This window comes from Streptomyces monashensis (assembly GCF_001866665.1).
GTDB lineage: Bacteria > Actinomycetota > Actinomycetes > Streptomycetales > Streptomycetaceae > Streptomyces > Streptomyces monashensis.
Map to the genome: position 1 here is coordinate 48,439 of NZ_MLYO01000019.1, position 21,737 is coordinate 70,175.

General features: G+C 70.8%; 31 protein-coding genes. 16 read left to right on the forward strand and 15 right to left on the reverse strand.

Annotated features, from left to right (window positions below; genetic code table 11):
- The first annotated feature begins 54 nt into the window (after positions 1-54).
- Both BIV23_RS11855 and BIV23_RS11860 read left to right on the forward strand, forming a co-directional pair.
- Positions 55-360: a hypothetical protein gene (locus tag BIV23_RS11855; protein WP_245790497.1), complete on the forward strand. Its 306-nt coding sequence runs from the start codon at positions 55-57 to the stop codon at positions 358-360.
- Positions 357-704 (forward strand): hypothetical protein, encoded by a 348-nt coding sequence (locus tag BIV23_RS11860; protein ID WP_071380758.1) that lies wholly within the window; start codon positions 357-359, stop codon positions 702-704. Before BIV23_RS11855 ends, BIV23_RS11860 begins: the two co-directional genes overlap by 4 nt.
- 68 nt (positions 705-772) lie before the next feature.
- On the opposite strand, the gene BIV23_RS11865 is transcribed toward BIV23_RS11860, so the two are convergent.
- The 6 genes from BIV23_RS11865 to BIV23_RS11890 all read right to left on the reverse strand — a co-directional run bounded on the left by BIV23_RS11865 (position 773) and on the right by BIV23_RS11890 (position 6,345).
- Complete coding sequence (locus BIV23_RS11865) at positions 773-2,227, reverse strand: sensor histidine kinase (protein ID WP_071380759.1); 1,455 nt, start codon at positions 2,225-2,227, stop codon at positions 773-775.
- Complete coding sequence (locus tag BIV23_RS11870) at positions 2,224-2,958, reverse strand: response regulator transcription factor (RefSeq protein ID WP_071380760.1); 735 nt, start codon at positions 2,956-2,958, stop codon at positions 2,224-2,226. The genes BIV23_RS11865 and BIV23_RS11870 overlap by 4 nt, the downstream gene beginning before the upstream one ends.
- A gap of 62 nt (positions 2,959-3,020) precedes the next feature.
- Positions 3,021-3,245: a hypothetical protein gene (locus tag BIV23_RS11875; protein WP_071380761.1), complete on the reverse strand. Its 225-nt coding sequence runs from the start codon at positions 3,243-3,245 to the stop codon at positions 3,021-3,023.
- A 49-nt stretch (positions 3,246-3,294) separates the two neighbouring features.
- Positions 3,295-4,296, reverse strand: a complete 1,002-nt coding sequence (locus tag BIV23_RS11880; RefSeq protein ID WP_071380762.1) for a S1C family serine protease — start codon at positions 4,294-4,296, stop codon at positions 3,295-3,297.
- A 121-nt stretch (positions 4,297-4,417) separates the two neighbouring features.
- A complete protein-coding gene (locus BIV23_RS11885; protein ID WP_079173098.1) occupies positions 4,418-5,458 on the reverse strand; it encodes a LacI family DNA-binding transcriptional regulator in 1,041 nt (346 codons plus the stop codon).
- An 86-nt stretch (positions 5,459-5,544) separates the two neighbouring features.
- Positions 5,545-6,345: a winged helix-turn-helix transcriptional regulator gene (locus BIV23_RS11890; protein WP_071380764.1), complete on the reverse strand. Its 801-nt coding sequence runs from the start codon at positions 6,343-6,345 to the stop codon at positions 5,545-5,547.
- Between the two features lie 184 nt (positions 6,346-6,529).
- On the opposite strand from BIV23_RS11890, the gene BIV23_RS11895 reads away from it, so the two are divergent.
- The 3 genes from BIV23_RS11895 (at position 6,530) to BIV23_RS11905 (ending at position 8,908) form a co-directional block, all read left to right on the forward strand.
- Positions 6,530-7,390 (forward strand): alpha/beta hydrolase, encoded by an 861-nt coding sequence (locus tag BIV23_RS11895; protein ID WP_079173099.1) that lies wholly within the window; start codon positions 6,530-6,532, stop codon positions 7,388-7,390.
- A 69-nt stretch (positions 7,391-7,459) separates the two neighbouring features.
- The gene (locus BIV23_RS11900) at positions 7,460-7,714 is read left to right on the forward strand and encodes a MoaD/ThiS family protein (protein ID WP_071380765.1); all 255 of its coding nucleotides are present in this window, start codon (positions 7,460-7,462) and stop codon (positions 7,712-7,714) included.
- A gap of 6 nt (positions 7,715-7,720) precedes the next feature.
- Positions 7,721-8,908 (forward strand): hypothetical protein, encoded by a 1,188-nt coding sequence (locus BIV23_RS11905; RefSeq protein ID WP_071380766.1) that lies wholly within the window; start codon positions 7,721-7,723, stop codon positions 8,906-8,908.
- 98 nt (positions 8,909-9,006) lie between these two features.
- On the opposite strand, the gene BIV23_RS11910 is transcribed toward BIV23_RS11905, so the two are convergent.
- The 4 genes from BIV23_RS11910 to BIV23_RS11920 all read right to left on the reverse strand — a co-directional run bounded on the left by BIV23_RS11910 (position 9,007) and on the right by BIV23_RS11920 (position 11,342).
- Positions 9,007-9,294, reverse strand: coding sequence for a DUF1416 domain-containing protein (locus BIV23_RS11910; protein ID WP_006139129.1), 288 nt, complete (start codon positions 9,292-9,294; stop codon positions 9,007-9,009).
- A gap of 27 nt (positions 9,295-9,321) precedes the next feature.
- On the reverse strand, positions 9,322-10,167 hold the full coding sequence (locus BIV23_RS11915; protein WP_071380767.1) for a sulfurtransferase: 846 nt from the start codon (positions 10,165-10,167) through the stop codon (positions 9,322-9,324).
- A gap of 132 nt (positions 10,168-10,299) precedes the next feature.
- Positions 10,300-10,380 carry an Ms5788A family Cys-rich leader peptide gene (locus BIV23_RS53915; protein ID WP_350751515.1) on the reverse strand — a complete coding sequence of 27 codons (81 nt, stop codon included), beginning with the start codon at positions 10,378-10,380 and terminating at the stop codon, positions 10,300-10,302.
- A 218-nt stretch (positions 10,381-10,598) separates the two neighbouring features.
- A complete protein-coding gene (locus BIV23_RS11920) occupies positions 10,599-11,342 on the reverse strand; it encodes an LmeA family phospholipid-binding protein (protein WP_071380768.1) in 744 nt (247 codons plus the stop codon).
- A gap of 103 nt (positions 11,343-11,445) precedes the next feature.
- Between BIV23_RS11920 and BIV23_RS11925 the strand changes: the two genes are divergently transcribed.
- Positions 11,446-11,751: a DUF3099 domain-containing protein gene (locus BIV23_RS11925; protein ID WP_079173100.1), complete on the forward strand. Its 306-nt coding sequence runs from the start codon at positions 11,446-11,448 to the stop codon at positions 11,749-11,751.
- Between the two features lie 4 nt (positions 11,752-11,755).
- On the opposite strand, the gene BIV23_RS11930 is transcribed toward BIV23_RS11925, so the two are convergent.
- The 3 genes from BIV23_RS11930 to BIV23_RS50260 are packed head-to-tail and all read right to left on the reverse strand — an operon-like array spanning position 11,756 to position 12,524.
- The gene (locus tag BIV23_RS11930) at positions 11,756-12,118 is read right to left on the reverse strand and encodes a DsrE family protein (protein ID WP_071380769.1); all 363 of its coding nucleotides are present in this window, start codon (positions 12,116-12,118) and stop codon (positions 11,756-11,758) included.
- On the reverse strand, positions 12,115-12,366 hold the full coding sequence (locus BIV23_RS11935) for a hypothetical protein (RefSeq protein ID WP_071380770.1): 252 nt from the start codon (positions 12,364-12,366) through the stop codon (positions 12,115-12,117). The genes BIV23_RS11930 and BIV23_RS11935 overlap by 4 nt, the downstream gene beginning before the upstream one ends.
- On the reverse strand, positions 12,363-12,524 hold the full coding sequence (locus tag BIV23_RS50260) for a hypothetical protein (protein ID WP_177239857.1): 162 nt from the start codon (positions 12,522-12,524) through the stop codon (positions 12,363-12,365). Before BIV23_RS50260 ends, BIV23_RS11935 begins: the two co-directional genes overlap by 4 nt.
- A gap of 165 nt (positions 12,525-12,689) precedes the next feature.
- On the opposite strand from BIV23_RS50260, the gene BIV23_RS11945 reads away from it, so the two are divergent.
- The 6 genes from BIV23_RS11945 to BIV23_RS11970 all read left to right on the forward strand — a co-directional run bounded on the left by BIV23_RS11945 (position 12,690) and on the right by BIV23_RS11970 (position 17,163).
- Positions 12,690-13,532 (forward strand): helix-turn-helix domain-containing protein, encoded by an 843-nt coding sequence (locus BIV23_RS11945; protein ID WP_071380772.1) that lies wholly within the window; start codon positions 12,690-12,692, stop codon positions 13,530-13,532.
- Positions 13,514-13,864: a DUF397 domain-containing protein gene (locus tag BIV23_RS11950; RefSeq protein ID WP_071380773.1), complete on the forward strand. Its 351-nt coding sequence runs from the start codon at positions 13,514-13,516 to the stop codon at positions 13,862-13,864. Before BIV23_RS11945 ends, BIV23_RS11950 begins: the two co-directional genes overlap by 19 nt.
- Before the next feature lie 97 nt (positions 13,865-13,961).
- Entirely contained in the window at positions 13,962-14,678 is a 717-nt protein-coding gene (locus tag BIV23_RS11955; RefSeq protein WP_245790498.1) for a hypothetical protein, read from the forward strand.
- Positions 14,675-15,520, forward strand: coding sequence for a hypothetical protein (locus BIV23_RS11960; RefSeq protein WP_071380774.1), 846 nt, complete (start codon positions 14,675-14,677; stop codon positions 15,518-15,520). The genes BIV23_RS11955 and BIV23_RS11960 overlap by 4 nt, the downstream gene beginning before the upstream one ends.
- Positions 15,517-16,365 (forward strand): hypothetical protein, encoded by an 849-nt coding sequence (locus BIV23_RS11965; RefSeq protein ID WP_071380775.1) that lies wholly within the window; start codon positions 15,517-15,519, stop codon positions 16,363-16,365. The genes BIV23_RS11960 and BIV23_RS11965 overlap by 4 nt, the downstream gene beginning before the upstream one ends.
- A gap of 222 nt (positions 16,366-16,587) precedes the next feature.
- The gene (locus BIV23_RS11970; protein WP_071380776.1) at positions 16,588-17,163 is read left to right on the forward strand and encodes a heme-binding beta-barrel domain-containing protein; all 576 of its coding nucleotides are present in this window, start codon (positions 16,588-16,590) and stop codon (positions 17,161-17,163) included.
- 27 nt (positions 17,164-17,190) lie between these two features.
- Here BIV23_RS11970 and BIV23_RS11975 read toward each other — a convergent pair whose 3' ends face one another.
- Entirely contained in the window at positions 17,191-17,445 is a 255-nt protein-coding gene (locus tag BIV23_RS11975) for a hypothetical protein (RefSeq protein ID WP_071380777.1), read from the reverse strand.
- A gap of 143 nt (positions 17,446-17,588) precedes the next feature.
- Between BIV23_RS11975 and BIV23_RS11980 the strand changes: the two genes are divergently transcribed.
- On the forward strand, positions 17,589-18,026 hold the full coding sequence (locus tag BIV23_RS11980) for a Fur family transcriptional regulator (RefSeq protein ID WP_071380778.1): 438 nt from the start codon (positions 17,589-17,591) through the stop codon (positions 18,024-18,026).
- Positions 18,027-18,035: 9 nt separating this feature from the next.
- A complete protein-coding gene (ygfZ, locus tag BIV23_RS11985) occupies positions 18,036-19,001 on the forward strand; it encodes a CAF17-like 4Fe-4S cluster assembly/insertion protein YgfZ (RefSeq protein ID WP_071380779.1) in 966 nt (321 codons plus the stop codon).
- Positions 19,002-19,086: 85 nt separating this feature from the next.
- On the opposite strand, the gene dtd is transcribed toward ygfZ, so the two are convergent.
- Complete coding sequence (dtd, locus tag BIV23_RS11990) at positions 19,087-19,512, reverse strand: D-aminoacyl-tRNA deacylase (protein ID WP_071380780.1); 426 nt, start codon at positions 19,510-19,512, stop codon at positions 19,087-19,089.
- A 160-nt stretch (positions 19,513-19,672) separates the two neighbouring features.
- Here dtd and BIV23_RS11995 point away from each other — a divergent pair, with 160 nt between their 5' ends.
- Together BIV23_RS11995 and BIV23_RS12000 are read left to right on the forward strand one after the other, a co-directional pair.
- A complete protein-coding gene (locus BIV23_RS11995; protein WP_071380781.1) occupies positions 19,673-20,332 on the forward strand; it encodes an RsiG family protein in 660 nt (219 codons plus the stop codon).
- A gap of 43 nt (positions 20,333-20,375) precedes the next feature.
- Complete coding sequence (locus BIV23_RS12000; protein WP_071380782.1) at positions 20,376-21,629, forward strand: GNAT family N-acetyltransferase; 1,254 nt, start codon at positions 20,376-20,378, stop codon at positions 21,627-21,629.
- Positions 21,630-21,737: the final 108 nt, after the last annotated feature.

Here is a 21,737-nt window from a genome sequence, read left to right on the forward strand (position 1 = left end):
AGGACAGCCAGCATGAGTGCCCACGCTGCGGAGCCCGGTTCTGTCGTCCCCCCCATGCCCGAGCGGACGCCGAAGGCGCTGCGCCGGGCCATCGCCCAGCACACGCCCGAACTCCTGCCGGACTTCGACAGGCACTGGAAGCGGATTGTCGGCGATGCGTACGGCGTAGGCCCTGTCGCCGCGCTTGTGGCCTTCTGGTGGGGCGAGTACGCCATGGCACGGGACCCCGAGCTGGACGCACACGTGCACGATCTTGAACTTCGGGCTGCAGAATCCACAGACGGCGCAGAAGCGAGAGCTCTCCTCGAAGAGGCGTCGAAGATTCGTCACCGGGTCCAGAAGCTGGAACCCGGCGAGTGACCGATGGCTTTATGGGGCCGCCTTGGCAGATGGACTGGCGGCTTGATGCTCGCGCTGCCCTCGAAGCGCTGCCCGCGCATGCGCGGGACATGGTCTACGCCGCACGTGCCGAACTGGTCACGGCGAAGGATCCGTACTTTCGAGGCATCATGACGGACGACTACCTGCCCGATGGAATGTGGGTGCTGCCCGTCCGATCCACTGAGCCAAAGGGCGCCCACGTCTTCTTCTTCGATGACGGCTACGGCTGGCTGAAGTACACCTTCGTACGCCGCACCGAAGACCCCCAGATCACCGTGGAACAGCTCTTCTGGCTGGAGTACGAACCAGCTGTCGAGGACTGACCACCCCGCCGGGCGCCTCCTTCCGGACGCGCCCGGCACCCAGCATCCCGCTCTCAATTGCCCAGCAGTCAGATCTCCGTGGCCTCCGGCGGCGGTGTCGGTGCGCCCGGCAGGCGTATCGTCGCCACCGTGCCGCCGCCTTCCGCGCGGGCCAGGACGACCTGGCCGCCCGCCTGCCGGACCGTGCGGGCGACGATGGAGAGGCCGAGGCCCGAGCCCGGGAGGGCACGCGCGCTCGGGCTGCGCCAGAAGCGGTCGAAGACGTGCGGGAGTTCGTCCTCGGGAATGCCGGGGCCGTGGTCGCGGACGGTCAGCTCGCCGTCGGCCAGCCGCACCTCGACCGTGCCGCCCTCGGGGCTGAACTTCACCGCGTTGTCCAGGATGTTGACGACGGCCCGCTCCAGCGCGGAGGGTTCGGCGCGGACGTACCAGGGCTTCAGGTCCGCCGTGATCGTCAGCTCCGGACCGCGCAGCCGCGCCCGGCGCAGGGCCGCCTCGACGGTGTCCAGCAGCGGTACCACCTGGAGCCGTTCGCCGCGCTGGCCCTCCGAGCGGGACAGCTCCTGCAGGTCGCCGATCAGCGCGGCCAGCTCGGTCATCTGAGCCTTCACCGAGGCGAGCAGGGCCCTGCGGTCCGCCGGCGGGATCGGGCGGCCGGTCTCCTCGCTGCGGGTGAGCAGTTCGATGTTGGTGCGCAACGAGGTCAGGGGGGTGCGCAGTTCGTGGCCGGCGTCGGCGATCAGCTGCTGCTGGAGGTCGCGGGAGCTGGCCAGCGAGGCGGTCATCGAGTTGAAGGAGCGGGACAGCCGGGCGACCTCGTCCTCGCTGTCGTCCTCCACGGGGATGCGGATCGTCAGGTCCTCGGTCCGGGCCACGTGCTCCACGGCCTCGGTCAGCTTGTCGACCGGGCGCAGGCCCGCCCGGGCGACGGCCAGTCCGGCGGCGCCCGCGCCGAGTACTCCTATGCCGGAGACGAGGAGCAGGACGACGGCCAGGTCGTTGAGGGTGCTCTGGGTGCCCTTGAGGGGAACGGCGGTGACGAGACCGACGTTGGGCCCGGGCTGGCCGGTGACACGGGAGGCGGTGGCCCCCATGGGGTGGGTGAGCACCCGCATCTCGTTGCCGTCCGCGTCGGTTCCGTTGCGGAAGTAGAGGCTGTTGACGTTCCCGCCCTTGATCACGTCCTTGTCGTGCCGGGTGACCTTGACCTTCCCGGAGGAGCCGGCGAAGAGGCAGACCTTGCCGTCCTCGGTGACCACCTGGCCGTAGCGGTCCTGGAAGAGGGGGTTGCGCTGGGGTGTCTCGATGCAGTTGGCGAGGGCGTCGTCGACCTGACCGATCTGCGAGGGACCCCGCAAGGACTTCTCCAGATCGGCGTCGACCTGGTCGTACAGCTTCCGCTGCACGATGAACCAGCACGTCACCGACACCGCCGCCACCGCGAACGCCACCGCCGCAGCGACCAGCATCGCCAGCCGGGCCCGGATGGGCAGGGCCCGGTACCGGCGGACCAGCCTCCTCACTCGGCGCCGCCCTGGCGGAGCACGTACCCCACGCCCCGCACCGTGTGCACCAGGCGCGGCTCGCCGCCCGCCTCGGTCTTGCGGCGCAGGTACATGACGTAGACGTCGAGGGAGTTGGACGAGGGCTCGAAGTCGAAGCCCCAGACCGCCTTCAGGATCTGTTCGCGGGTGAGGACCTGGCGCGGGTGCGCCATGAACATCTCCAGCAGGGTGAACTCCGTGCGGGTCAGCTCCACCTGCCGGCCGCCCCGGGTGACCTCGCGGGTGGCGAGGTCCATGCGCAGGTCGCCGAAGGTGAGCGCCTCGTCCTCCTGGACGTCGGGCGAGACCGTGGCCGCGTACGAGCTGCGGCGCAGCAGGGCGCGGATGCGGGCGAAGAGCTCGTCCAGCTCGAAGGGCTTGACGAGGTAGTCGTCGGCGCCGGCGTCCAGCCCGGTCACCCGGTCGCCGACCGTGTCCCGGGCGGTGAGCATGAGGATCGGGGTGGTGTCGCCCGCGCCGCGGATGCGGCGGGCCGCGGTCAGGCCGTCCATGCGCGGCATCTGGATGTCGAGGACGACCAGGTCGGGCTTGTAGGCGGTGGCCTTCTCCAGCGCGTCCGCGCCGTCGACGGCCACCTCCGTGTCGTACCCGTCGAACGCGAGGCTGCGCTGCAGCGCCTCGCGTACCGCCGGCTCGTCGTCGACGATCAGGATGCGCTGGGGGTCACGGTCGCCTTCGGCGGGGCTCATCGCTCGCGATTCCTCGGGTACGGGTCCTGTTCGGACGGGGACTGTCTCTCAGCGTGCCACGTTCAGGCCCGTACCGCGGTCAGGCGGTTCAGCGGGACCTTGCGGCGGTGGGTGCGGACGGCGGGGGTGCGCAGGCCCATCAGCTCGGGGACCGGTGTCACGACGACCTCCGGGGCGCGGGGCTTCGGGATCGGCAGGTGCAGATCGCGGGCGATCGAGAGCGCCAGGGTGATGTCGGCGGCGTGACGGCCGGTGATCTGGTGCGCGTGCGAGACATGCGTGATCATGACGTACTCCCTGCTGACGTGCTGACGTGCTGACGTGCCGGTGGAGCTGTTAGCCGTTGGACCCCGACCGCAGCTTGGCGAGGTCGGACTTGACGGTGTTGATCGGGATCGCGAAGCCGAGGCCGATGCTGCCCGCGTCGGAGGACGACGAGGACTGCTGGCTCGACGAGTACATCGCGGAGTTGATGCCGATGATGTTGCCGCTCGCGTCGATCAGCGCACCGCCGGAGTTGCCGGGGTTGAGGGACGCGTCGGTCTGGATGGCCTTGTACGTCGTCGTGGACGAGCCGGTGTCGCCGTTGAACTGACGGCCGCCGAACTGGAACGGCCAGTTTCCGTCGCCGCCCTGGTTCTGGCCCTGGTTCTCCTCGGTGGAGACGGTGACGTTCCGGTTCAGGGCGGAGACGATGCCGCTGGTCACGGTGCCGGTCAGGCCCTCGGGGGAGCCGATCGCGACGACCGCGTCGCCGACCTGGATGCCGCTGGAGTTGCCGAGCGCGGCCGTCTTCAGGCCCGAGGCGCCCTGGAGCTTGAGCAGCGCCAGGTCCTTGGAGCTGTCGGTGCCGACGACCTGGGCCGTGTAGCGGCTGCCGTCGCTGGTGCGCACCTTGATGGACTGCGCGCCGGAGATGACGTGGTTGTTGGTGACTATCTCGCCGTTCGACGTGATGACCACGCCGGAGCCGGTGGAGGAGCCGCTGTCGAGGGTCGCGTTGATCTCGACCACGCTGGGGCTGACCGCGGCGGCGATCGCGGCGACGTCGCCGCGCTTGCTCGAGGGCACCACGTTGGTCGCCGTGGCGCTGGAGGAGACCGTGTCCTTGCCGGTCAGCTCCTGGAAGGCGTAGGCGGTGCCGCCGCCGACGGCCGCCGCGACGATCGCGACCGCCGCGAGCAGGGCGACCGGGCCACGGCCCCGCCTGCGGGGCGCGGGCTCCGGAGCGGCCACGGCCGTCGTCACCGGCTGGTACGGCGGCGGGGGCGGCCACTCGGGGTTCACAGGAGCGGAGTAGTGGTGCTGCTGCGTCTCATTGCCCTGGCTCTCGGTCATGCAAAGAGAATCCCCCGCGAACGTGAGAGCTTCCTGAGTGCTTGCTGAGAAGCCCGGCAGAACCGCGTTTGCCCGATATAAAGAAGCTTCTCGCAGCTCGCGCGGGCTTCTCAGACGGGCTTCAGGAAGCGGCCGGCGTCTCCTGGCAGCCGCAGCTCGTGCGCACCACCAGCCGCGACGGGAACGTCCTCAGCCGCTCCCGGCGCGAGCCCGCCACCCGGAGCCCGTCGTCCAGGACCAGGTCGACCGCCGCCCGGGCCATCGCCGAGCGGTCCGAGGCGACCGTGGTCAGCGGCGGGTCGGTGAGCGCGGCCTCCTTGATGTCGTCGAACCCGGCCACCGCCAGCTCGCCGGGCACGTCGATGCGCAGCTCGCGCGCGGCCCGCAGCAGGCCGATCGCCTGGTCGTCGGTGGAGCAGAAGATCGCGGGCGGCCGGTGGGGCCCGGACAGGACCTCCAGGCCCACCCGGTAGGCGTCGTAGCGGTTGTACGGCGCCTCGAACAGCCGGCCCTCGGTGCTCAGGCCCGCCTCGGCCATGGCCCGCCTCCACCCCTCGACGTGGTCGGAGACCGGGTCGCCGACGGCCGGCGTCTCCGCCGTCCCGCCCAGACAGGCGACGTAGTCGTGCCCGTGCTCCAGCAGATGGCGTACGGCGAGCTGGGCGCCGCCCAGGTCGTCGGTGACCACGGCGACGTCGTCGATGGCCTCGGGCCGCTCGTGCAGCAGCACCACCCGGGCGTCCCAGGCGTCGATCTCGGCGGCGGCCAGGTCGTTCAGGGCGTGGCTCACCAGGATCAGGCCGGACACGCGCATGCCCAGGAAGGCGCGCAGATAGTGGACCTCGCGCTCGCCGATGTAGTCGGTGTTGCCGACGAGGACCATTTTTCCGCGCTCGGAGGCGGCCTGCTCGACCGCGTGCGCCATCTCGCCGAAGAACGGCTGGCGGGCGTCCGGGATGATCAGGCCTATGAGATCGGTGCGGCGCGATGCCATGGCCTGGGCGACCCGGTCGGGCCGGTACCCCAGCTCCTTGATCGCCGCGAGGACACGCTCGCGCGTGGCCGGGGCGACCGGCCGGGGTCCGTTGTTGATGACATAGCTGACCACGGCGGTGGAAGTCCCCGCCAGCCGCGCCACATCATCCCGAGTCACCTTGGCCACGCGCGGAGTCTACGCGGATGGACCCACTCTGGGCAGGGCGTATCAGTGCTCGGATGGTGCCCCGAGGTGCGGGGACTGTGCGGGGACTACGCGTCGGCGTGGACGTCGGCGCCGTCCCGGACGGCCGTCTCGGCCGTCTTGTCCGGATCCTCCGCCTTTGCCTGTCCGGCCTTGGCCTTGGCCTCCTCGGCCGCCTTCTCGGCGGCGCGCTCGACCTTCTCCGGGGTGACGAACCGGTAGCCGACGTTCCGTACGGTGCCGATCAGCGACTCGTGCTCCGGGCCGAGCTTGGCCCGCAGCCGCCGTACGTGCACGTCGACCGTGCGGGTGCCGCCGAAGTAGTCGTAGCCCCAGACCTCCTGGAGGAGCTGGGCGCGGGTGAAGACGCGGCCCGGGTGCTGGGCGAGGTATTTCAGCAGCTCGAACTCCTTGAAGGTGAGGTCGAGCACCCGCCCCTTGAGCTTGGCGGAGTACGTGGCCTCGTCCACCGAGAGATCGCCGTTGCGGATCTCCATCGGGGAGTCGTCGCCCACGATCTGCTGGCGTCCCGTCGCGAGCCGCAGCCGCGCCTCCACCTCCGCGGGACCGGCGGTGTCGAGGAGGACGTCGTCGATGCCCCAGTCGGCGGTGACGGCGGCGAGCCCGCCCTCGGTGACGACGAGGATCAGCGGACAGCCGGGGCCGGTGGACCGCAGCAGCTGGCACAGGCTGCGCACCTGCGGCAGGTCGCGGCGGCCGTCGACGAGGATGACGTCGGCACCCGGGGTGTCGACCAGGGCGGGCCCCTCCGCCGGGGCCACGCGCACGTTGTGCAGCAGCAGGCCGAGTGCGGGCAGCACCTCCGTCGAGGGCTGGAGGGCGTTGGTCAGGAGCAGCAGAGAACTCATACGTCTGGTTCCTCCTCGGGTCCCCGCGAGGACTGTGCGGACGGGCACTGCTCTGCGATCCCGAAGGCCCCGTACACGGCCACGGGCCACCTGGGGTTTCCCGTTTCGTATACAACGCTTCCGAAAGCACAAAAGGACCCGGGGGCTTCGCTGCCCGAGTCCTCTGCCCAGCAGAATAGCCCACATGAGGAACCGTTCGGCAGGTCAAGTGGCGCATTCCACCGTTCGTCCGAATCCCGAGACACGCAGACAGGAAGCTTTCCGGACGTTCTTGCACACCACCGACGGAATTCCGGTCGATTCCGTATACGATCCGGGCGCCGTTGTATACGAAAGCCCGGAATCCCTGCCCGACACCTCGGGTACGCCCGCCCGTGACCTCGTGTTCGTGATCGCCCACGGGTTCACCGGGGACGTGGACCGGCCGCACGTACGAAGGGTGGCGGGCGTCCTCGCGCGTTACGGCGCCGTCCTCACCTTCTCCTTCCGCGGCCACGGACGCTCCGGCGGCCGCTCCACGGTCGGCGACAAGGAGGTGCTCGACCTCGCCGCCGCCGTCGACCGGGCCCGCTCCCTCGGGCACGCGCGCGTGGCGACCGTCGGCTTCTCCATGGGCGGCTCGGTCGTCCTGCGCCACGCGGCCCTGTACCCGCGCACGGTCGACGCGGTCGTGTCGGTCAGCGCCCCCGCCCGCTGGTACTACCGCGGCACCGCCCCCATGCGCCGGCTGCACTGGCTGGTGACCCGCCCCGAGGGCCGCCTGGTCGGCCGGTACGGCCTGCGCACCCGCATCCACCACCGCGACTGGGACCCGGTCCCGCTCTCCCCGGCCGAGTCGGTCCCGCTCATCGCCCCCACACCCCTGCTCGTCGTCCACGGCGACCAGGACGGCTATTTCCCCCTCGACCACCCCCGGATGCTCGCCGAGGCGGCCGCTGACCACGGGGAACTCTGGGTGGAGCACGGCATGGGCCACGCCGAGCACGCGGCCGACGACGCGCTGCTGGCCCGGATCGCGGACTGGGCTGTCGGCGCGGCGGGCTAGCCTGACACCATCTGTATCCCTGTCTTTAGTCTTTTCCCGTCCTTCTCTTGCCGTCGATTGAGGAACGAGATGCCCAAGGTCACGGTGCGCTACTGGGCCGCCGCCAAGGCCGCGTCCGGCGTCGCCGAGGAGCCGTGCGACGCGGACACGCTGGCCGACGCGCTGGCAGCCGTGCGCGCGCGACACCCCGGTGAGCTGACGCGTGTGCTCCAGCGATGCTCCTTCCTCATAGACGGTGACCCCGTCGGGACCCGCGCGCATGAGACGGTACGGCTGGCCGAGGGCGGCACGGTCGAGGTGCTCCCGCCGTTCGCAGGAGGATGAGGCGCGATGAGCGACCAGCCGCATGAGGGGTACGGGCCCTATGACCCGTACCACCAGCAACAACAGCAACCACAGCAGCAGGAACAGCAGCAGTGGCAGGCCTACGACCAGTACGGGCAGTACGGGCAGCAGGCGGGCTACGACCCCCAGTCGACCCAGCAGTGGCAGGGCCAGACGTGGGACACGCAGACGCACGCGCACACGTACCCGCCGGCGCAGCCATACGAGGGCCAGCAGCAGTACCAGCAGCCCCAGCCCCAGCACTATCAGCAGCAGCCCGCGTACTCCGGGCCGTACGCGCAGCCGCAGCCGCAGCCGCAGCCGCAGCCGCAGCCGGTGCCGGAGCCGAAGGCCGCGCCCGCGCCCGTGCCCGAGCCGGAGGCGGAAGCGGAGGGGGAGCCGGAGTACGGTCCGGCCACGCTCGGCGGGAACGCCCGGCTCACGGACGCCCAGCGGGCGCGCCTGGAGGGCCGTTCGCCGGTCATCGAGCCCGGCATGCAGCCGGCGCTGCTGACCGCCGTCCTCGGCCTGCTCCTGGCCGTGACGGCGCCGATCGCTTCGTACGCCCTGGTCGTCCCGCTGGTCGTGCTCCAGGCCGTGACGGCGGCGGGCTGGTTCCGGCTGAACGGCATGTGGCCCGCCCGGCAGGGCATCGCGCTGGCCTTCGCGGGCGGCCTGACGGCCGACGCGGCGGTCCTGGTCGCGGGCCGGGACAACGCGCCCGCCGCGATCCTCGGCCCCCTCGGCGTCTGGGTCCTGCTGTCCCTGGTCCTCCAGCTGCGCTCGCACGCCTCGCCGGACGAGCGGATGTACGGCCTGATGGCCACGGTCGCCTCGGCGTCGCTGACCGTCCTCGCCACCGGCTACCTGGGCGCCGACACGCACGCGGTGTCGGTCGGCGCGGCGGCGGTGGCTGTCGCGGTCCTGGCCCGGGCGCTGCCCCTGCCGACCCCGGTCTCGGTCGTGGTCTCCCTGCTGGCGGCGGCCGGCGCGGGCATCGCGGTGGGCGGGATGACCCACTTCGGCACGCAGGGCGCCGCCCTGGGCGCGGCGGCAGCGGCCTGTGCCCTGATCGGCCACCGCGTCGCCAGCTACGACTACCCGTCCCGCTTCGTGCACTTCACGGCCGGCGTCGCGCTCCCGCTGTCCGCGGCGGCCCCGGTGGTGTGGGCCCTGGGCCGCGCACTGGGCTGAGCAGGCCGAGCAGACCGAAGGGCCGTACCCCGTGGCGTCCAACCCTGGGGTACGGCCCTTCTGTCCGTCACTCAGCCGTCACCGAGCCCTCGGCTCGCTCAGACCGCGATGGCGACCTCGGCCAGCCCACCCTGCTGGGCCACGACCGTGCGGTCGGCGGAGCCGCCCGGCACCAGCGCCCGCACGGTCCACGTGCCCTCGGCCGCGTAGAACCGGAACTGGCCGGTCGCCGAGGTCGGGACCTCGGCCGTGAACTCGCCGGTCGAGTCCAGCAGACGGACGTAGCCCGTCACCGGCTCGCCGTCGCGGGTCACCTGACCCTGGATCGTGGTCTCACCGGGCTTGATCGTCGAGGCGTCGGGGCCGCCGGCCTTCGCTCCGCACATGTCGTCTCTCCAGAAGAAGGGGATGTCTTACTTGTTGGCGCCGAGCTCGATCGGCACGCCGACGAGGGAGCCGTACTCGGTCCAGGAACCGTCGTAGTTCTTGACGTTCCGCACGCCGAGCAGCTCGTGCAGCACGAACCAGGTCAGGGCCGAGCGCTCACCGATGCGGCAGTACGCGATGGTGTCCTTGGCGAGGTCCACGCTCTCCTCGGCGTAGAGCTCCTTGAGCTCCTCGTCCGACTTGAAGGTGCCGTCGTCGTTGGCGTTCTTCGACCACGGGATGTTGCGCGCGCTCGGCACGTGGCCCGGGCGCTGCGACTGCTCCTGCGGCAGGTGGGCCGGGGCGAGCAGCTTGCCGCTGAACTCGTCGGGCGAACGCACGTCGACCAGGTTCTGCGAGCCGATCGCGGCGACGACGTCGTCACGGAAGGCGCGGATCGAGGTGTCCTGGGCCTTGGCCTTGTAGTCGGTCTTCGCGCGCTCGGGGACCTCGTCGCCGGCGACCAGCTCGCGGGCGTCCAGCTCCCACTTCTTGCGGCCGCCGTCGAGGAGCTTGACGTTCTCGTGGCCGTAGAGCTTGAAGTACCAGTAGGCGTACGACGCGAACCAGTTGTTGTTGCCGCCGTAGAGGATCACCAGCGTGTCGTTGGCGATGCCCTTCTCCGACAGCAGCTTCTCGAAGCCGGCCTGGTCGATGAAGTCGCGGCGGACCGGGTCCTGGAGGTCCTTGGTCCAGTCGATGCGGATCGCGTTCTTGATGTGGTTCTTCTCGTAGGCGGACGTGTCCTCGTCCACCTCCACGAGGGCGATGTTCGGGTTGTCCAGGTTCTCCTGGACCCAGTCGGCGTCTACGAGGACGTCGCTGCGGCTCATGCTCTTTCTCCTCCGGGGCAGTCGCGGCGGGGCGTGCAGAAGTAGAGAGGGCGCTCCCGAAAAGGGCCGGGCGGCGCACGGGTGCCCTTACCAGCAGGGCGGCTGAGGGATGCGGAAGTGGGTCACTTCCACTCAGAAGGGGCGACAGAGCATGGCGGCAACGCGGCACAGGTCCACTGCCCGCCGCTTCGTGAGATCCGCCTGTCGCTTCATGGCCCCGATCGTAGGGACGTCCGGGCGCGCGTGTCACCGGTGTGTCGTATGGCGAGACGCGATCGTCCGGATGGTGGGACGGGAAGAGCGCCCGGGGCAGGCGGCGGTGGCCTGCGGGCGCTCGAGCGGGTGACGCATCTACGGTGCGGACGTGGCCGTCTCGCCAATCGGACGAAGTCTGTCCATCGCGGTGTTCCGCAGGTGTTCCGCGGGTGCCTCTACCCCGCCAACCGGACGTCCGAACCCTTCACGCTGATCCGCACGCCGTCCGGCGCGGCCTGGACCTTGTCCAGCTTGATGCCGCCGGGCAGCTGGTTGATGGCCTGGCTGAAGTCGGTGACGTCGCGGACGCGGTTGTCGGCGGCGGAAATGGCGGCCAGCTCGGGCAGGGAGTCGGCGTGGACCTCGACCTTGTTGTTCACGACGGCCACGGAGCTGAGCACGGACGTCGTCTGGTCGACCGGGATGGACAGGAACGAGCCGGTGATGTGGATCGCGACCTTGATCTTGCCGTTGCCGCCGTCGGACAGCCCCACGACCTGGGCCTGGACCCCCGGTACGACCTCGGTCGGCTGGGACTTGGAGGTCTTCAGCAGCTCGGCGTAGGAGACGGTCGCGGTGCCGGTGGCGCTGTCCGCGGTGGCGGAGCTGTAGTCGCCGGAGAAGGAGACGCCCTTCATGTCGGCCTTCAGGTCGTCGATCCGGATCGTCGTGCCGTCGGTCCCGGTGGCCGCCTGGTAGTCCTTGATCCCGACCTGGACGTCGTCCAGCGACCCGCCCGCGAGCTGGGTGAGGAACGGGAACCCCTCGATGCTGACGTCCGGCGTCGAGGCCAGCTTCTCCGTCGACTTCAGCTTGTCGGCGGCCTTCCCCTCGGCGAAGTGCACGGCGACCCGGTCCACGATCACGAACAGCCCGCCCAGGATCACGACGAGGATCAGGAGTATTCGCAGGGCGCGCATGTGGTGGTTCTCCCCGAGGGTCGGTGTCGTTCGTCCGCTGCCGTACGGCCGTACGCCACGGTAACCCTGCGGGGTGGGGCCGGGCGGGCTTTGTCGATCACTTGTGACAGGGGCCGCTCGGAGCCCCGCGACCTACCCTGGAGGCATGTACGCGCGGCGGCGGCACGTCTACTTCGCGATGATGGGCGTCTGTATCGGGCTTTTCGTTCTGGCCTGGGGAGTCGTCCGGATCTGGTCTGTGCCGGCGGCCGTCGGCATGTGCGTGGTGGCCATGGTCATTCCGCCGGTCGCGGCGATGATCGCCAACCGCCGGGGCCCGGAGGACCGTTGGTGGGACGATCCGTCCGGGGACCCGAAGTCCGACGAGTGGTGGGACGAGCTGGACGGCAAGAAGCGCCCCCGGCAGTGAGCCGTCAGTACACGAGGGCCTGGGCGCCGTCGGCGAGGGCCTCCTGCACGAAGACCTGCGCGCCCGCGATCCGTACGCCCTCGATGACGTCCTTCTCGGTGATCTCCCGCCGGGCCGCGCACTGCGTGCACAGCGTGAGGCGTCCCGCGGCGAGGATCGCGTCGATCAGATCCGGCAGCGGCGCGGAGTGCGGCAGCTCGAACTCCGCGGCCCGCCCCGGCAGCGCGAACCAGGACGACTCGCCGGTCAGCCACAGCGAGACCTCGACGCCGCTGGCCACGGCCACCGCCGCCACGGTGAACGCCTGCGAACAGCGCTCGGGCGCGTCCGCCCCGGCCGTCACCTTGATCACGAGCTTCTTGGTCATACGGGAAGCGTAGCCGCGACGACGACGGTGACGATCAGCGTGGCGACACAGAGCACGGTGAGCACCCCGCTGACGGTGGCACCGTCCACCGACCGCCTCCGCCTCCGGCGCCGTTGCTCCCGGGCCCGCTCGGCGAAGTACGGATGGAAGGGCGGCAGCGCGTAGGCGGGCGGGACGGACCCCGGGTCCCGGGGCGTACGTCCCTCCTCCTGCCACCGCCTGCACTCCTCGTACGGCAGTCCCGTCATGCCCGGTGCTCCCTGCGCTGGTGCTGGCGCAGCAGGACGTTGGCGTCCACCTCTGCGCTCCGGTCGTACGTCGCCTGCGCGGCCTCCCGTCGGTTGGCCAGCTCCGCGCAGGCGGCGCAGCCGGGGACGGGGCTCGGTGGCCGGGTGATGTCGATCATGGGTCGGCTCCTTTCTCCGCACGCCTGCGCGCAGCGCGAGGTGAGCGCTACGCTGCGTGTTCGGGCGGCGTGACGAGCATGACGCAGAGAAACGGCATCCGGGCTGTTGAGAGGCTCAACTTCCACGCTGGGACTGCCAAATTCAACAAATTCAACAGGAGCGCGATGCCGCAGCGGCTGGTGATCACGGGACGGAGTCAGGAGCCACGGGGACGCTTCGCGGAGGAGTTACGGCGCCTGCGGAGCGAGCGTGGCCCGAGCCTGCGGGACCTCGCGAAGGAGGTGGGCTGGGACGCGTCCCTGTTCAGCAAGATGGAGAGCGGACGGACCCTGGGCGGCCCGGAGGTCGTCCAGGCGCTGGACCAGTACTACGGCACACCTGGACTGCTGGTCACGCTGTGGGAGTTGGCGGTGGCGGATCCGACGCAGTTCAAGGAGCAGTACCGGAGGTACATGCTGCTGGAGTCGGAGGCGGTGAGCCTGTGGCACTACGGGGTCAGCATCCTGCCCGGGCTTCTCCAGACAGACGGGTACGCCCGTGAACTGCTTGCGCTGGGAGGCGCCAAGGGCGAGGAGTTGGACCAGCAGGTTGAGGCCCGCACGAGTCGGCGGGAGTTGTTGGAGGGTGTTGACGCCCCGCCGTTTCGTGCTCTCCTCGGCGAGGCCGTGCTGCGGACGCCACTGCGGGATCCGAGCGAGTGGCGGGTGCAACTGGAGAGCCTGCTGGAGGCGTCGGAGCGGCCTCACGTCACGATCCAGGTGCTGCCGCAGCACGTCGGGCTGCACGGTCTGGTGAGTACAGCGGTGATGTTTCTGCGGATGCCGGGCGGGCGGACAGTGGCATACACGGAGAATGCCCACCGCGGTGAACTGGTCGAGGAAAACGCGTCTGTTGAGCGGCTCCACCGTGCGTACGATGCGATGAGGGACGTGGCCTTGATCCCGGCCGAGTCGCGGAAGTTCATCATGCGGATGTTGGAGGAAATGCCGTGCGAGTCATCGACCTGACCGGCGTGACGTGGCGCAAGAGCAGCTACAGCAACCCGGACGGTGGCGAGTGCGTCGAAGTCTCCGACGATCTCCTGACCCGCGCGCGCTGGCGCAAGAGCAGCCACAGCAACTCCGACGGCGGCCAGTGCGTCGAGGTCTCCGGCGACTTCCTGACCGGCGGGGACTGGCGCAAGAGCAGCTACAGCAACCCGGACGGCGGCGCCTGCGTCGAAGTCGCCGACAAGATCCCTTCCGTCATCCCCGTCCGTGACAGCAAGGACACCACCCGTACCCCCCTCCTCCTCGGTGCGCTCGCCTGGAAGGCGTTCGTCGACGACGTCAAGCGCTGAATCGTAATCAAACCCAGCTACAACTCCGTGTGCATGCCATGAGTCTCCTGTGGAGCGCGGGTGGGCAACCCGCGCTCCCATCCTGTAGGGAGACGTCTTGGAATCACCTGAAAGACCGGGGCGCCGGGGCCGGACCGCCGCGCTGATCGCGGGGGCCGCCGGGCTCGGTGTCGTCGCGGGGGTCTGCACCGGATACGTCATCCAGGCCGGTCGGCCGCCCACGAAGCTGCCCTCGCTGTCGCAGCCCGTCGTCGCCCAGGCCAAGGGCACTGTCGAGCCCCTGTCGGCGGCGGACGACCGCCGGGTGAAGACCGACGGCGACCTGCGCAAGCTGCTGCTGAAGCGGCCCGAGGGCGCGCGGGCCACCGATTTCGGGAGCTCCGACGGCTGGATGGACCTGGCCGACTACGCGAGCGACTTCAAGAAGCCGACCGGGGCCTTCAAGGACGAGCTGCAGAGCGAGTTCCGGCGCGCGGCCCAGACCACGTGGCAGACCGGCACGTACACGGTCGAGATACGGCTAGTCCAGTACCACCAGGTGTCGGCGCCCGGCGCCGCCAAGCGCGTGGAGGAGCAGCGGTACTGGGCCGAGCGGGAGCCGGACACCAACAGCTCGCCGCTGCCCGGCACCGGCGACGGCATGGTGTACGTGCACCGCACGCCGAAAGCCGCGAGCGGCTACCAGCCGGAGTACTCGGCCGAGGCGCTCGCCTCGCGCGGTGACATCTACATGGACGTCTGGATCAGCGACACCCAGCCGATCCCCGAGAACAAGATCATGGAACTGGCGGAGCGGCAGGTGGCCCAGCTGTGAACGAGTCCGTCAACGAATCCGCCGAGCCCGAGGCGTCGCCCGCACCGGCCGTACCGGCCCCCGCGCGGCGGCCCGTCGGCCGGACCGTCGCCGTCGCGCTGCTGGCCCTCGCCGTCGTCGGCGGGGTCGGGTTCACCGCGGTGACGGTCGCCGGTGCCGACCGGGACCCCGGCAAGCCCGTCTTCGCGTTCCCCAAGGCCTCCGAGGGGGGCGGGAGGGGCGAGAGCCTCCAGAACGACCAGCAGGGCAGGGACGTCTCGGGGCTGCGTGGCCTGCTGATGCCGTACGAGTGGGGCGGGTCCCACGGCTACGCCCAGGGGCCGGACATCGGCGAGTTCGGCCCCGATGTCGCGCTCGACGGACGCGAGGCCACCGCACTGCGCAAGCAGGAGATCCACGGCCTGCCGCCGACGACCCGGCGGGCACTGGACCAGGTGATCGACAAGGAACACATCCGGGGCATGGCGATGCGCAGCTACGCCCCGTTCAACAACGAATACGGGGGCCTCGACAAGCCCTTCACGCTCACCTTCGAACTGGTCCGGATGGCGAACCGCGACTCCGTACGCGAACTCTCCACCGGCCGGAACAAGTTCTTCGACGCCCTCGGGGTCTTCCCCAGGGGGCCGGAGATCCCGGGCCACAAGGAGGCGGCCTGCTTCCGGATGCCCAGGACGGGAGACGCGAAGATCGACCGCATGGTCTGCTCCGCCTCGGTGGGCGACGTGCTCGTCACGGTCAACGCGGCCGGGACCCGCCCGCTCGACACCGACGCCATCGCCGTCTTCGTCGGCAGACAGCTCGACCGCATCAAGGACAAGGACCCGGGGAAGGCCGTATGAGCGAGCAGCAGATTCCCGTCGCCCCCGCGCTTCCGGAGCCGGAGCCCGCGACGCCCGCGACGCCCGCGGCGCCCGCGGGCAAGGACCGCCGGGTCCTGCGGGCCGTCCTGCGCTGGACCGCGGCCCTCGCGGTCTTCGCGGTGGCCGGCACGTCGACGGCGTACGGCGTGACCCGCCTGGAGCGCACCGACCTCCCCGGCCTCGCCACGCGCCCGGACGGCCGCTGGGCGTACCCGACGATCGTCCACCCGCCGCTGCCCGCCGCCCGCCCGGCCCCTTTCGCCCACGGCAACGTGGCCAACATCCACTACGCCGACCTGCGCAAACTGGTGCTGCCCGGGCCGAAGGGCGCCAAGGCCGTCCCGGTGCTCGCCGGCGACCACGGATGGACGAAACCGGACGTGTTCCTCGCGGAGTACGCGAGCAAGGACGACCGGGACGCTCTCCGGGACGAGCTCACCGACCACGGCCTGCGGCACATAGCCGCCCGAGGCTGGACCATGCCGGACGGCACCCGGACCCGGATCTACCTGCTCCAGTTCGAGACCGGGCTGATCGCCGGCGAGGTCCAGCAGGACGAGTTCACCGGCTACGACGACCCGACGCGCGCCCTGCGCGGGGCCGCCGTCAACGCGATGGACGAGTCGTACCCTGCGGCCGCCGCCGACGAGAACGGCCTCGTGGAGGAGTACGCCGAGAAGAAGCCGTACGGTGCCGAGCAGGTGCGGCAGGCCTACATCACCTCCGGCGACGTCATCGCACTCGTGGTGCAGTCCCGCGCGGGTGGTGCGAAGGAGATCCCGTTCCAGCAGACGGTGGTCCTGCAGCAGCAGCTGCTCAGCTGAGGACCCGGTCGGCGCACCTCCGCAAGAGGGCCGGGCACCGGCCGCGTAAGCTGAGCCCCGGCTCTGTCGTACGCCCACCCTCGCTCAAGGAGCACCCGTGGAGATCTTCTTCGAAACCCTGCTGGTTCTGGTCTGCGTCGGCGTGCTCGCCTTCGCCGCTCTGGCAGTGAAGAAGCTGTACCAGGGCCAGCGCTGAACCTCACCTAGGAAAGCTTTCCGCTCATGATCGAGATCCCGTCCGACCTGCACAAGGACCTCGTCCCGCTCGCCTTCCTGCTCGGCAACTGGGCCGGCGCGGGCGTGCACGACTTCCCGGGCTCGGAGAAGTGCAACTTCGGCCAGGAAGTCAGCTTCAGCCACGACGGACGGGACTTCCTCGAGTACCACTCCCGCACCTGGGTGCTGGACAACGACGGCAACAAGGTCCGCCCGCTGGAGTCGGAGTCGGGCTTCTGGCGGATCGACGCCGACCGCAAGGTCGAGGTGACGATGACCCGCGACGACGGCGTCATCGAGATCTGGTACGGCGAGATGGCGGCCAAGAAGCCGCAGATCGACCTGGTCACGGACGCCGTCGCCCGCACGGCCGCCGCCCAGCCGTACAGCGGTGGCAAGCGGCTCTACGGGTATGTGAAGAGCGACCTGATGTGGGTCGGCGAGAAGCAGACGCCCGACGTCGAGCTGCGCCCCTACATGTCGGCCCATCTGAAGAAGGTCGTCACCCCGGAGGACGTCGAGCGCTGGGCCAAGGCCCTCCCCGACGACATGCCGGACGACGGCATCGCGTTCTTCAAGTGACCAAGGCGGTGTGAGGGCCCTACCTGATCACACGCGTCCCAGCAGTCCACCCGCGAGGCCGCCGACGAGACCGTCCTCCGCGTCCATGTCGTCGTCGGCGGACTTCTGCTTCGGGTCGTGCCCGGGGTGGTTGCGGTGGGGGTCGGGCCGGGACCAGATGTCCCCGGCGGCGGGCTGGTCGTCGGCCGTGGGCCCGGGGCGGGCGGCCGCCGCGGTCACGCCGAGCGTGGCGAGCAGGACAGGGGTGGCGACCGCGAGGGCCAGGACTCTGCGGACGTGCATGGATTCCTCCGTGTTCAGGGTGACGGGTCGCCGCGAAGCTACCCACGGAATTCATGCCGAATAACGAATTATCGCGCTAACCACCCATGCGGCCGAAGAGGACCGGCTCCCGGTGTGACGGGCGTGGTTCTAGACTCGTCGGTGTGGTGAGCACCGACTGGAAGAGTGACCTCAGGCAGCGTGGCTACCGGCTGACGCCGCAGCGGCAGCTTGTGCTCGAAGCCGTGGACACCCTTGAGCACGCGACCCCCGACGACATCCTCACGGAAGTGAAGAAGACGGCGTCGGGGGTCAACATCTCCACCGTCTACCGGACGCTGGAGCTGCTGGAGGAGCTGGGCCTGGTCAGCCACGCCCACCTCGGGCACGGGGCGCCCACCTATCACCTCGCCGACCGGCATCACCATCTGCACCTGGTGTGCCGGGACTGCGAGAGCGTGATCGAGGCCGACGTGGCGGTCGCGTCGGAGTTCACCGCCAAGCTGCGGGCGCAGTTCGGGTTCGACACCGACATGAAGCACTTCGCGATCTTCGGCCGGTGCAAGGACTGCTCCCTGAAGAGCTCGCGTACCGCGTCGTAGGCTGGCCGCATGAAGAGCCCTCTGCTGTCCCTGCCCGGCGCCGTCCCCGCCGAGGGCGTGGACGAAGGTGTCGCCGCCCACTACGGCGACCTGTTCCGCGAGCAGCGTGCCCTCGCCGAGGGCAACGGCTTCGTGGACCTGTCCCATCGCGGCGTCATCACGGTCACCGGTGACGACCGGCTGAGCTGGCTGCACCTGCTCCTCACCCAGCACGTCAGCGAGCTGCCGCCCGGCGAGGCCACCGAGGCGCTGATCCTCTCCGCGCACGGGCACATCGAGCACGCCCTGTACCTGGTGGACGACGGTACGACGGTGTGGGCGCACGTGGAGCCCGGGACGCAGCAGGCGCTCCTCGCCTACCTGGAGTCGATGAAGTTCTTCTACCGGGTCGAGGCCGCCGACCGGACGGACGACTTCGCGGTCGTCCACCTGCCCGCCGGGTCCATCGCGGAGGTGGCGGACGACGTCGTCGTACGGGAGACCGCGTACGGGCGGGACCTGTTCCTGCCGAGGGCCGACCTGGAGTCCTTCGCGGCCTCCCACGGGCCCGCCGCCGGGCTGCTCGCGTACGAGGCGCTCCGCGTCGAGCAGCACCGGCCCCGGCTCGGCTTCGAGACCGACCACCGGACCATCCCGCACGAGCTGGGCTGGATCGGCACGGCCGTGCACCTGCAGAAGGGCTGCTACCGGGGCCAGGAGACCGTGGCCCGCGTGCAGAACCTGGGCAAGCCGCCGCGCCGGCTGGTCTTCCTGCACCTGGACGGGAGCGACGTCCATCTGCCCGGCGCGGGAACCGAGATCCGCCTCGCGGACGACGGGCCCGACGGCCGCAGGATCGGCTTCGTGACGACGTCCGCGCGGCACCACGAACTGGGGCCGGTGGCGCTGGCGCTGGTCAAGCGGAACGTGCCCGTCGATGCTCGGCTTCTGGCCGGAGAGACAGCGGCTGCGCAGGAGGTCGTGGTCGAGCCGTAGTCGTGCGACTGCGGGTGAGTGGTGGGCTGGTCGCGCCCACGCGGCGGAGCCGCACATCGATACGGCCCCGCGCCCCTTCGGGGCGCTAGATCTCCAGCAGCACCGTGAACGGGCCGTCGTTCGTCAGGGACACCCGCATCCGCGCCCCGAACCGGCCCGTCGCCACCGTCGCGCCGAGGGCCCGCAGTTGGGACACCACCTCGTCGACCAGGGGCTCGGCGACATCGCCCGGGGCCGCCGCGTTCCACGTGGGGCGGCGGCCCTTGCGGGCGTCGCCGTAGAGGGTGAACTGGCTGACGACCAGCAGCGGGGCTCCGACGTCGCTGCACGACCGCTCGTCCTGGAGCATGCGGATCGACCAGAGCTTGCGGGCCAGCTGGGCCGCCTTCTCCTTGGTGTCCTCGTGGGTCACCCCGACGAGGACGCACAGCCCCTCGCCCTCGATCGCCCCGACCGTCTCGCCGTCCACGACGACGCTCGCGCCGTCCACCCGCTGTACCACCGCTCGCATGCGGACCATCATGCCGGGTGCCCGGTGCGTGGTGACAGGGGGCCCATTATCGATCCCTTACCGCCCATCTGGGGCTGTTCGGGGGCACTCGGTCACATAGCGGTCGGTCGGGGTGGCACGATGCTTACCACACGCCGGTCGAGGGGACGGTCGAACCACGATGAGCACACCTAGTACCAGCGGGCGGCTGGAGGTCCAGGGGGGCCAGGGGATGCCGGAGGTGACGTACCGGGCGCCCACGCAGCGCGCCGACAGTCCACCGAGCCCCGTGCTGCCCGCCGAGCCCCGCGAGCACGAACTGGCCCGGCTCAGCCTGCCCGAACTGCGCACCCTGCGCCGGGACGCCCAGCGCGACGAGGCGGACCTCAGCTATGTGCGGCGGCTGCTCCAGGGGCGGATCGACATCCTGCGCGCGGAGTTGTGCCGGCGCGGCCGGGCCTCCGTGCCGGCGCCGTCCCCCACTCCCGACTCCGCTCGAGCGGGGGGACCCCCGGACGGCTCGGTGGTGGACCGGCTCCCGGAGATCCTCAAGGACGCCCCGGCCCGGTACCGCTCCTCGGCCCGCCACGTCACGCTGGGCACCCCGCACAACGAGGAGTACCGGCAGCTGGCCACAGAGATGCTCGGCGAGGTCGAGCTGAGCGATCTCTCGGCCCGGACCGATCTCGAACTGAGCAGCGCCATGGGGCGGTTGGTGCGCTACGAGCAGGAGGTCTCGCGGCGCCGGCAGCGGCTGCAGCAGACCATCGACGAGTGCAGCGGGGAGATCGCCCGCCGGTACCGGGTCGGCGAGGCCACGGTGGACGACCTGCTGAGCTGAAAAGGGGGCGACGCCCGGCGGGTCGTGTGCCTATGGTGAGGTGATGAGCGACCTGGTGATACGCGCTGTCGGCGAGTCCGAGTACGAGAACTGGCTGCGGGCCGTGAGCACCGGGTTCCTCAGTCCGCCCGTCGTGAGCGCGGACCAGCTCGAGCGCAGCCGCCGCACGGACGCCGAGGCGTCGGCCCGGCGGACCGGCGCCTTCGACGGCGACCGGTGCGTGGCGACGTACTGCTCCTTCCGGCAGGAACTCACCGCCGTCGGCGGCGCGTTCGTCCCCGCGAACGCCGTCTCGGGCGTCACCGTCAGCCCCACGCACCGGCGCCGGGGCCTGCTCACCCAGATGCTGCGCCGGGATCTCGCGGAGGCGAAGGAGCGCGGTGACGTCGTCGCCACGCTGATCGCCGCCGAGTACCCGATCTACGGCCGCTACGGCTTCGGCCCGGCGGCCTGGTCCGTCAAGTGGACCGTCGAGGCGCTCCGGGCGGGGCTCGACCGGCGCTGGGCCGGGCCCGAGGGCGGGGGCCGGATCGATCTGGTCGACGGCGCCGAGGTGCGCACGCTGGGGCCCGCGCTGCACGAGCGGTTCCGGGCCGGCCGGCCCGGCGCGGTCAGCCGTGTCCCGGTGTGGTGGGACACGACGACCGGCGTCCTGCGCTCCGGCCCGGACTGGACCGAGCCGTACTACGCGGTGTACCGCTCCGCCTCCGGCGAGGTCGAGGGCCTGGTGTCGTACCGCACGGCGGAGCACGACTGGCCGGGCAACCAGCCGGGGGACATCCTGTCCGTGAACTGGATGCTCGCCACCGCCCCGGCCGCCGAGCGCGCCCTGTGGCACTTCCTGTGCTCGATCGACTGGGTGGCGCGGGTGACCAGTGACCGGCGTGCCCCGGACGACCTGCTGCCCCAGTTCCTGCCGGACCCGCGCGCGGCCCGCCTCACCGAGCACACGGACTGGCTGTGGCTGCGGATCCTGGACGTCGTACGGGCCCTGGAGGCGCGGACGTACGAGGCGGCGGGGTCGGTGGTCCTGGAGGTCGCCGACCCGGCGGGTCTGGCCGGCGGGCGGTTCCGGCTGGAGGCCTCGGCGGACGGGACGGCCTCGTGCACGGTCACGTCGGCGAGCGCCGATCTCACCCTCGGCGTGGCCGAGTTGGGCAGTGTGTGGCTCGGCGGGGAGTCGCTGCGGCGGCTCGCGGCGCTCGGCCGGGTGCGGGAAGAACGAGAGGGCGCCGCCCGGAAGGCCGACGCCCTGTTCCGCTCGCCCGGGCTCCCGTGGTGCCCGGACCTCTTCTGACGCTTCCCTTCTCCCGGCTGCCCTGACTGTTCATGGCTGTTCATGACTGCTATCCGTAGCGAGCTGTTCAGTTGTGGCTGTGCTGTGCGGTGTTCAGTTGTGGCTGTG

Bases quoted from the DNA above. Each gene is read 5' to 3' on its own strand.
- BIV23_RS11910 (WP_006139129.1), bottom strand. From the start codon at position 9,294: ATGTGCGGAGCGAAGGCCGGCGGCCCCGACGCCTCGACGATCAAGCCC.
- BIV23_RS11970 (WP_071380776.1), top strand. From the start codon at position 16,588: ATGATCGAGATCCCGTCCGACCTGCACAAGGACCTCGTCCCGCTCGCC.
- BIV23_RS11945 (WP_071380772.1), top strand. From the start codon at position 12,690: ATGCCGCAGCGGCTGGTGATCACGGGACGGAGTCAGGAGCCACGGGGA.
- BIV23_RS11920 (WP_071380768.1), bottom strand. From the start codon at position 11,342: ATGCGCGCCCTGCGAATACTCCTGATCCTCGTCGTGATCCTGGGCGGG.
- BIV23_RS53915 (WP_350751515.1), bottom strand. From the start codon at position 10,380: ATGAAGCGACAGGCGGATCTCACGAAGCGGCGGGCAGTGGACCTGTGC.
- BIV23_RS11930 (WP_071380769.1), bottom strand. From the start codon at position 12,118: ATGACCAAGAAGCTCGTGATCAAGGTGACGGCCGGGGCGGACGCGCCC.
- BIV23_RS11875 (WP_071380761.1), bottom strand. From the start codon at position 3,245: ATGATCACGCATGTCTCGCACGCGCACCAGATCACCGGCCGTCACGCC.
- BIV23_RS12000 (WP_071380782.1), top strand. From the start codon at position 20,376: ATGAGCGACCTGGTGATACGCGCTGTCGGCGAGTCCGAGTACGAGAAC.
- BIV23_RS11855 (WP_245790497.1), top strand. From the start codon at position 55: ATGCCCGAGCGGACGCCGAAGGCGCTGCGCCGGGCCATCGCCCAGCAC.
- BIV23_RS11905 (WP_071380766.1), top strand. From the start codon at position 7,721: ATGAGCGACCAGCCGCATGAGGGGTACGGGCCCTATGACCCGTACCAC.
- BIV23_RS11880 (WP_071380762.1), bottom strand. From the start codon at position 4,296: ATGACCGAGAGCCAGGGCAATGAGACGCAGCAGCACCACTACTCCGCT.
- ygfZ (WP_071380779.1), top strand. From the start codon at position 18,036: ATGAAGAGCCCTCTGCTGTCCCTGCCCGGCGCCGTCCCCGCCGAGGGC.
- BIV23_RS11870 (WP_071380760.1), bottom strand. From the start codon at position 2,958: ATGAGCCCCGCCGAAGGCGACCGTGACCCCCAGCGCATCCTGATCGTC.
- BIV23_RS11900 (WP_071380765.1), top strand. From the start codon at position 7,460: ATGCCCAAGGTCACGGTGCGCTACTGGGCCGCCGCCAAGGCCGCGTCC.
- BIV23_RS11895 (WP_079173099.1), top strand. From the start codon at position 6,530: ATGAGGAACCGTTCGGCAGGTCAAGTGGCGCATTCCACCGTTCGTCCG.
- BIV23_RS11995 (WP_071380781.1), top strand. From the start codon at position 19,673: ATGAGCACACCTAGTACCAGCGGGCGGCTGGAGGTCCAGGGGGGCCAG.
- BIV23_RS11890 (WP_071380764.1), bottom strand. From the start codon at position 6,345: ATGAGTTCTCTGCTGCTCCTGACCAACGCCCTCCAGCCCTCGACGGAG.
- dtd (WP_071380780.1), bottom strand. From the start codon at position 19,512: ATGCGAGCGGTGGTACAGCGGGTGGACGGCGCGAGCGTCGTCGTGGAC.
- BIV23_RS11975 (WP_071380777.1), bottom strand. From the start codon at position 17,445: ATGCACGTCCGCAGAGTCCTGGCCCTCGCGGTCGCCACCCCTGTCCTG.
- BIV23_RS11915 (WP_071380767.1), bottom strand. From the start codon at position 10,167: ATGAGCCGCAGCGACGTCCTCGTAGACGCCGACTGGGTCCAGGAGAAC.
- BIV23_RS50260 (WP_177239857.1), bottom strand. From the start codon at position 12,524: ATGATCGACATCACCCGGCCACCGAGCCCCGTCCCCGGCTGCGCCGCC.
- BIV23_RS11965 (WP_071380775.1), top strand. From the start codon at position 15,517: ATGAGCGAGCAGCAGATTCCCGTCGCCCCCGCGCTTCCGGAGCCGGAG.
- BIV23_RS11935 (WP_071380770.1), bottom strand. From the start codon at position 12,366: ATGACGGGACTGCCGTACGAGGAGTGCAGGCGGTGGCAGGAGGAGGGA.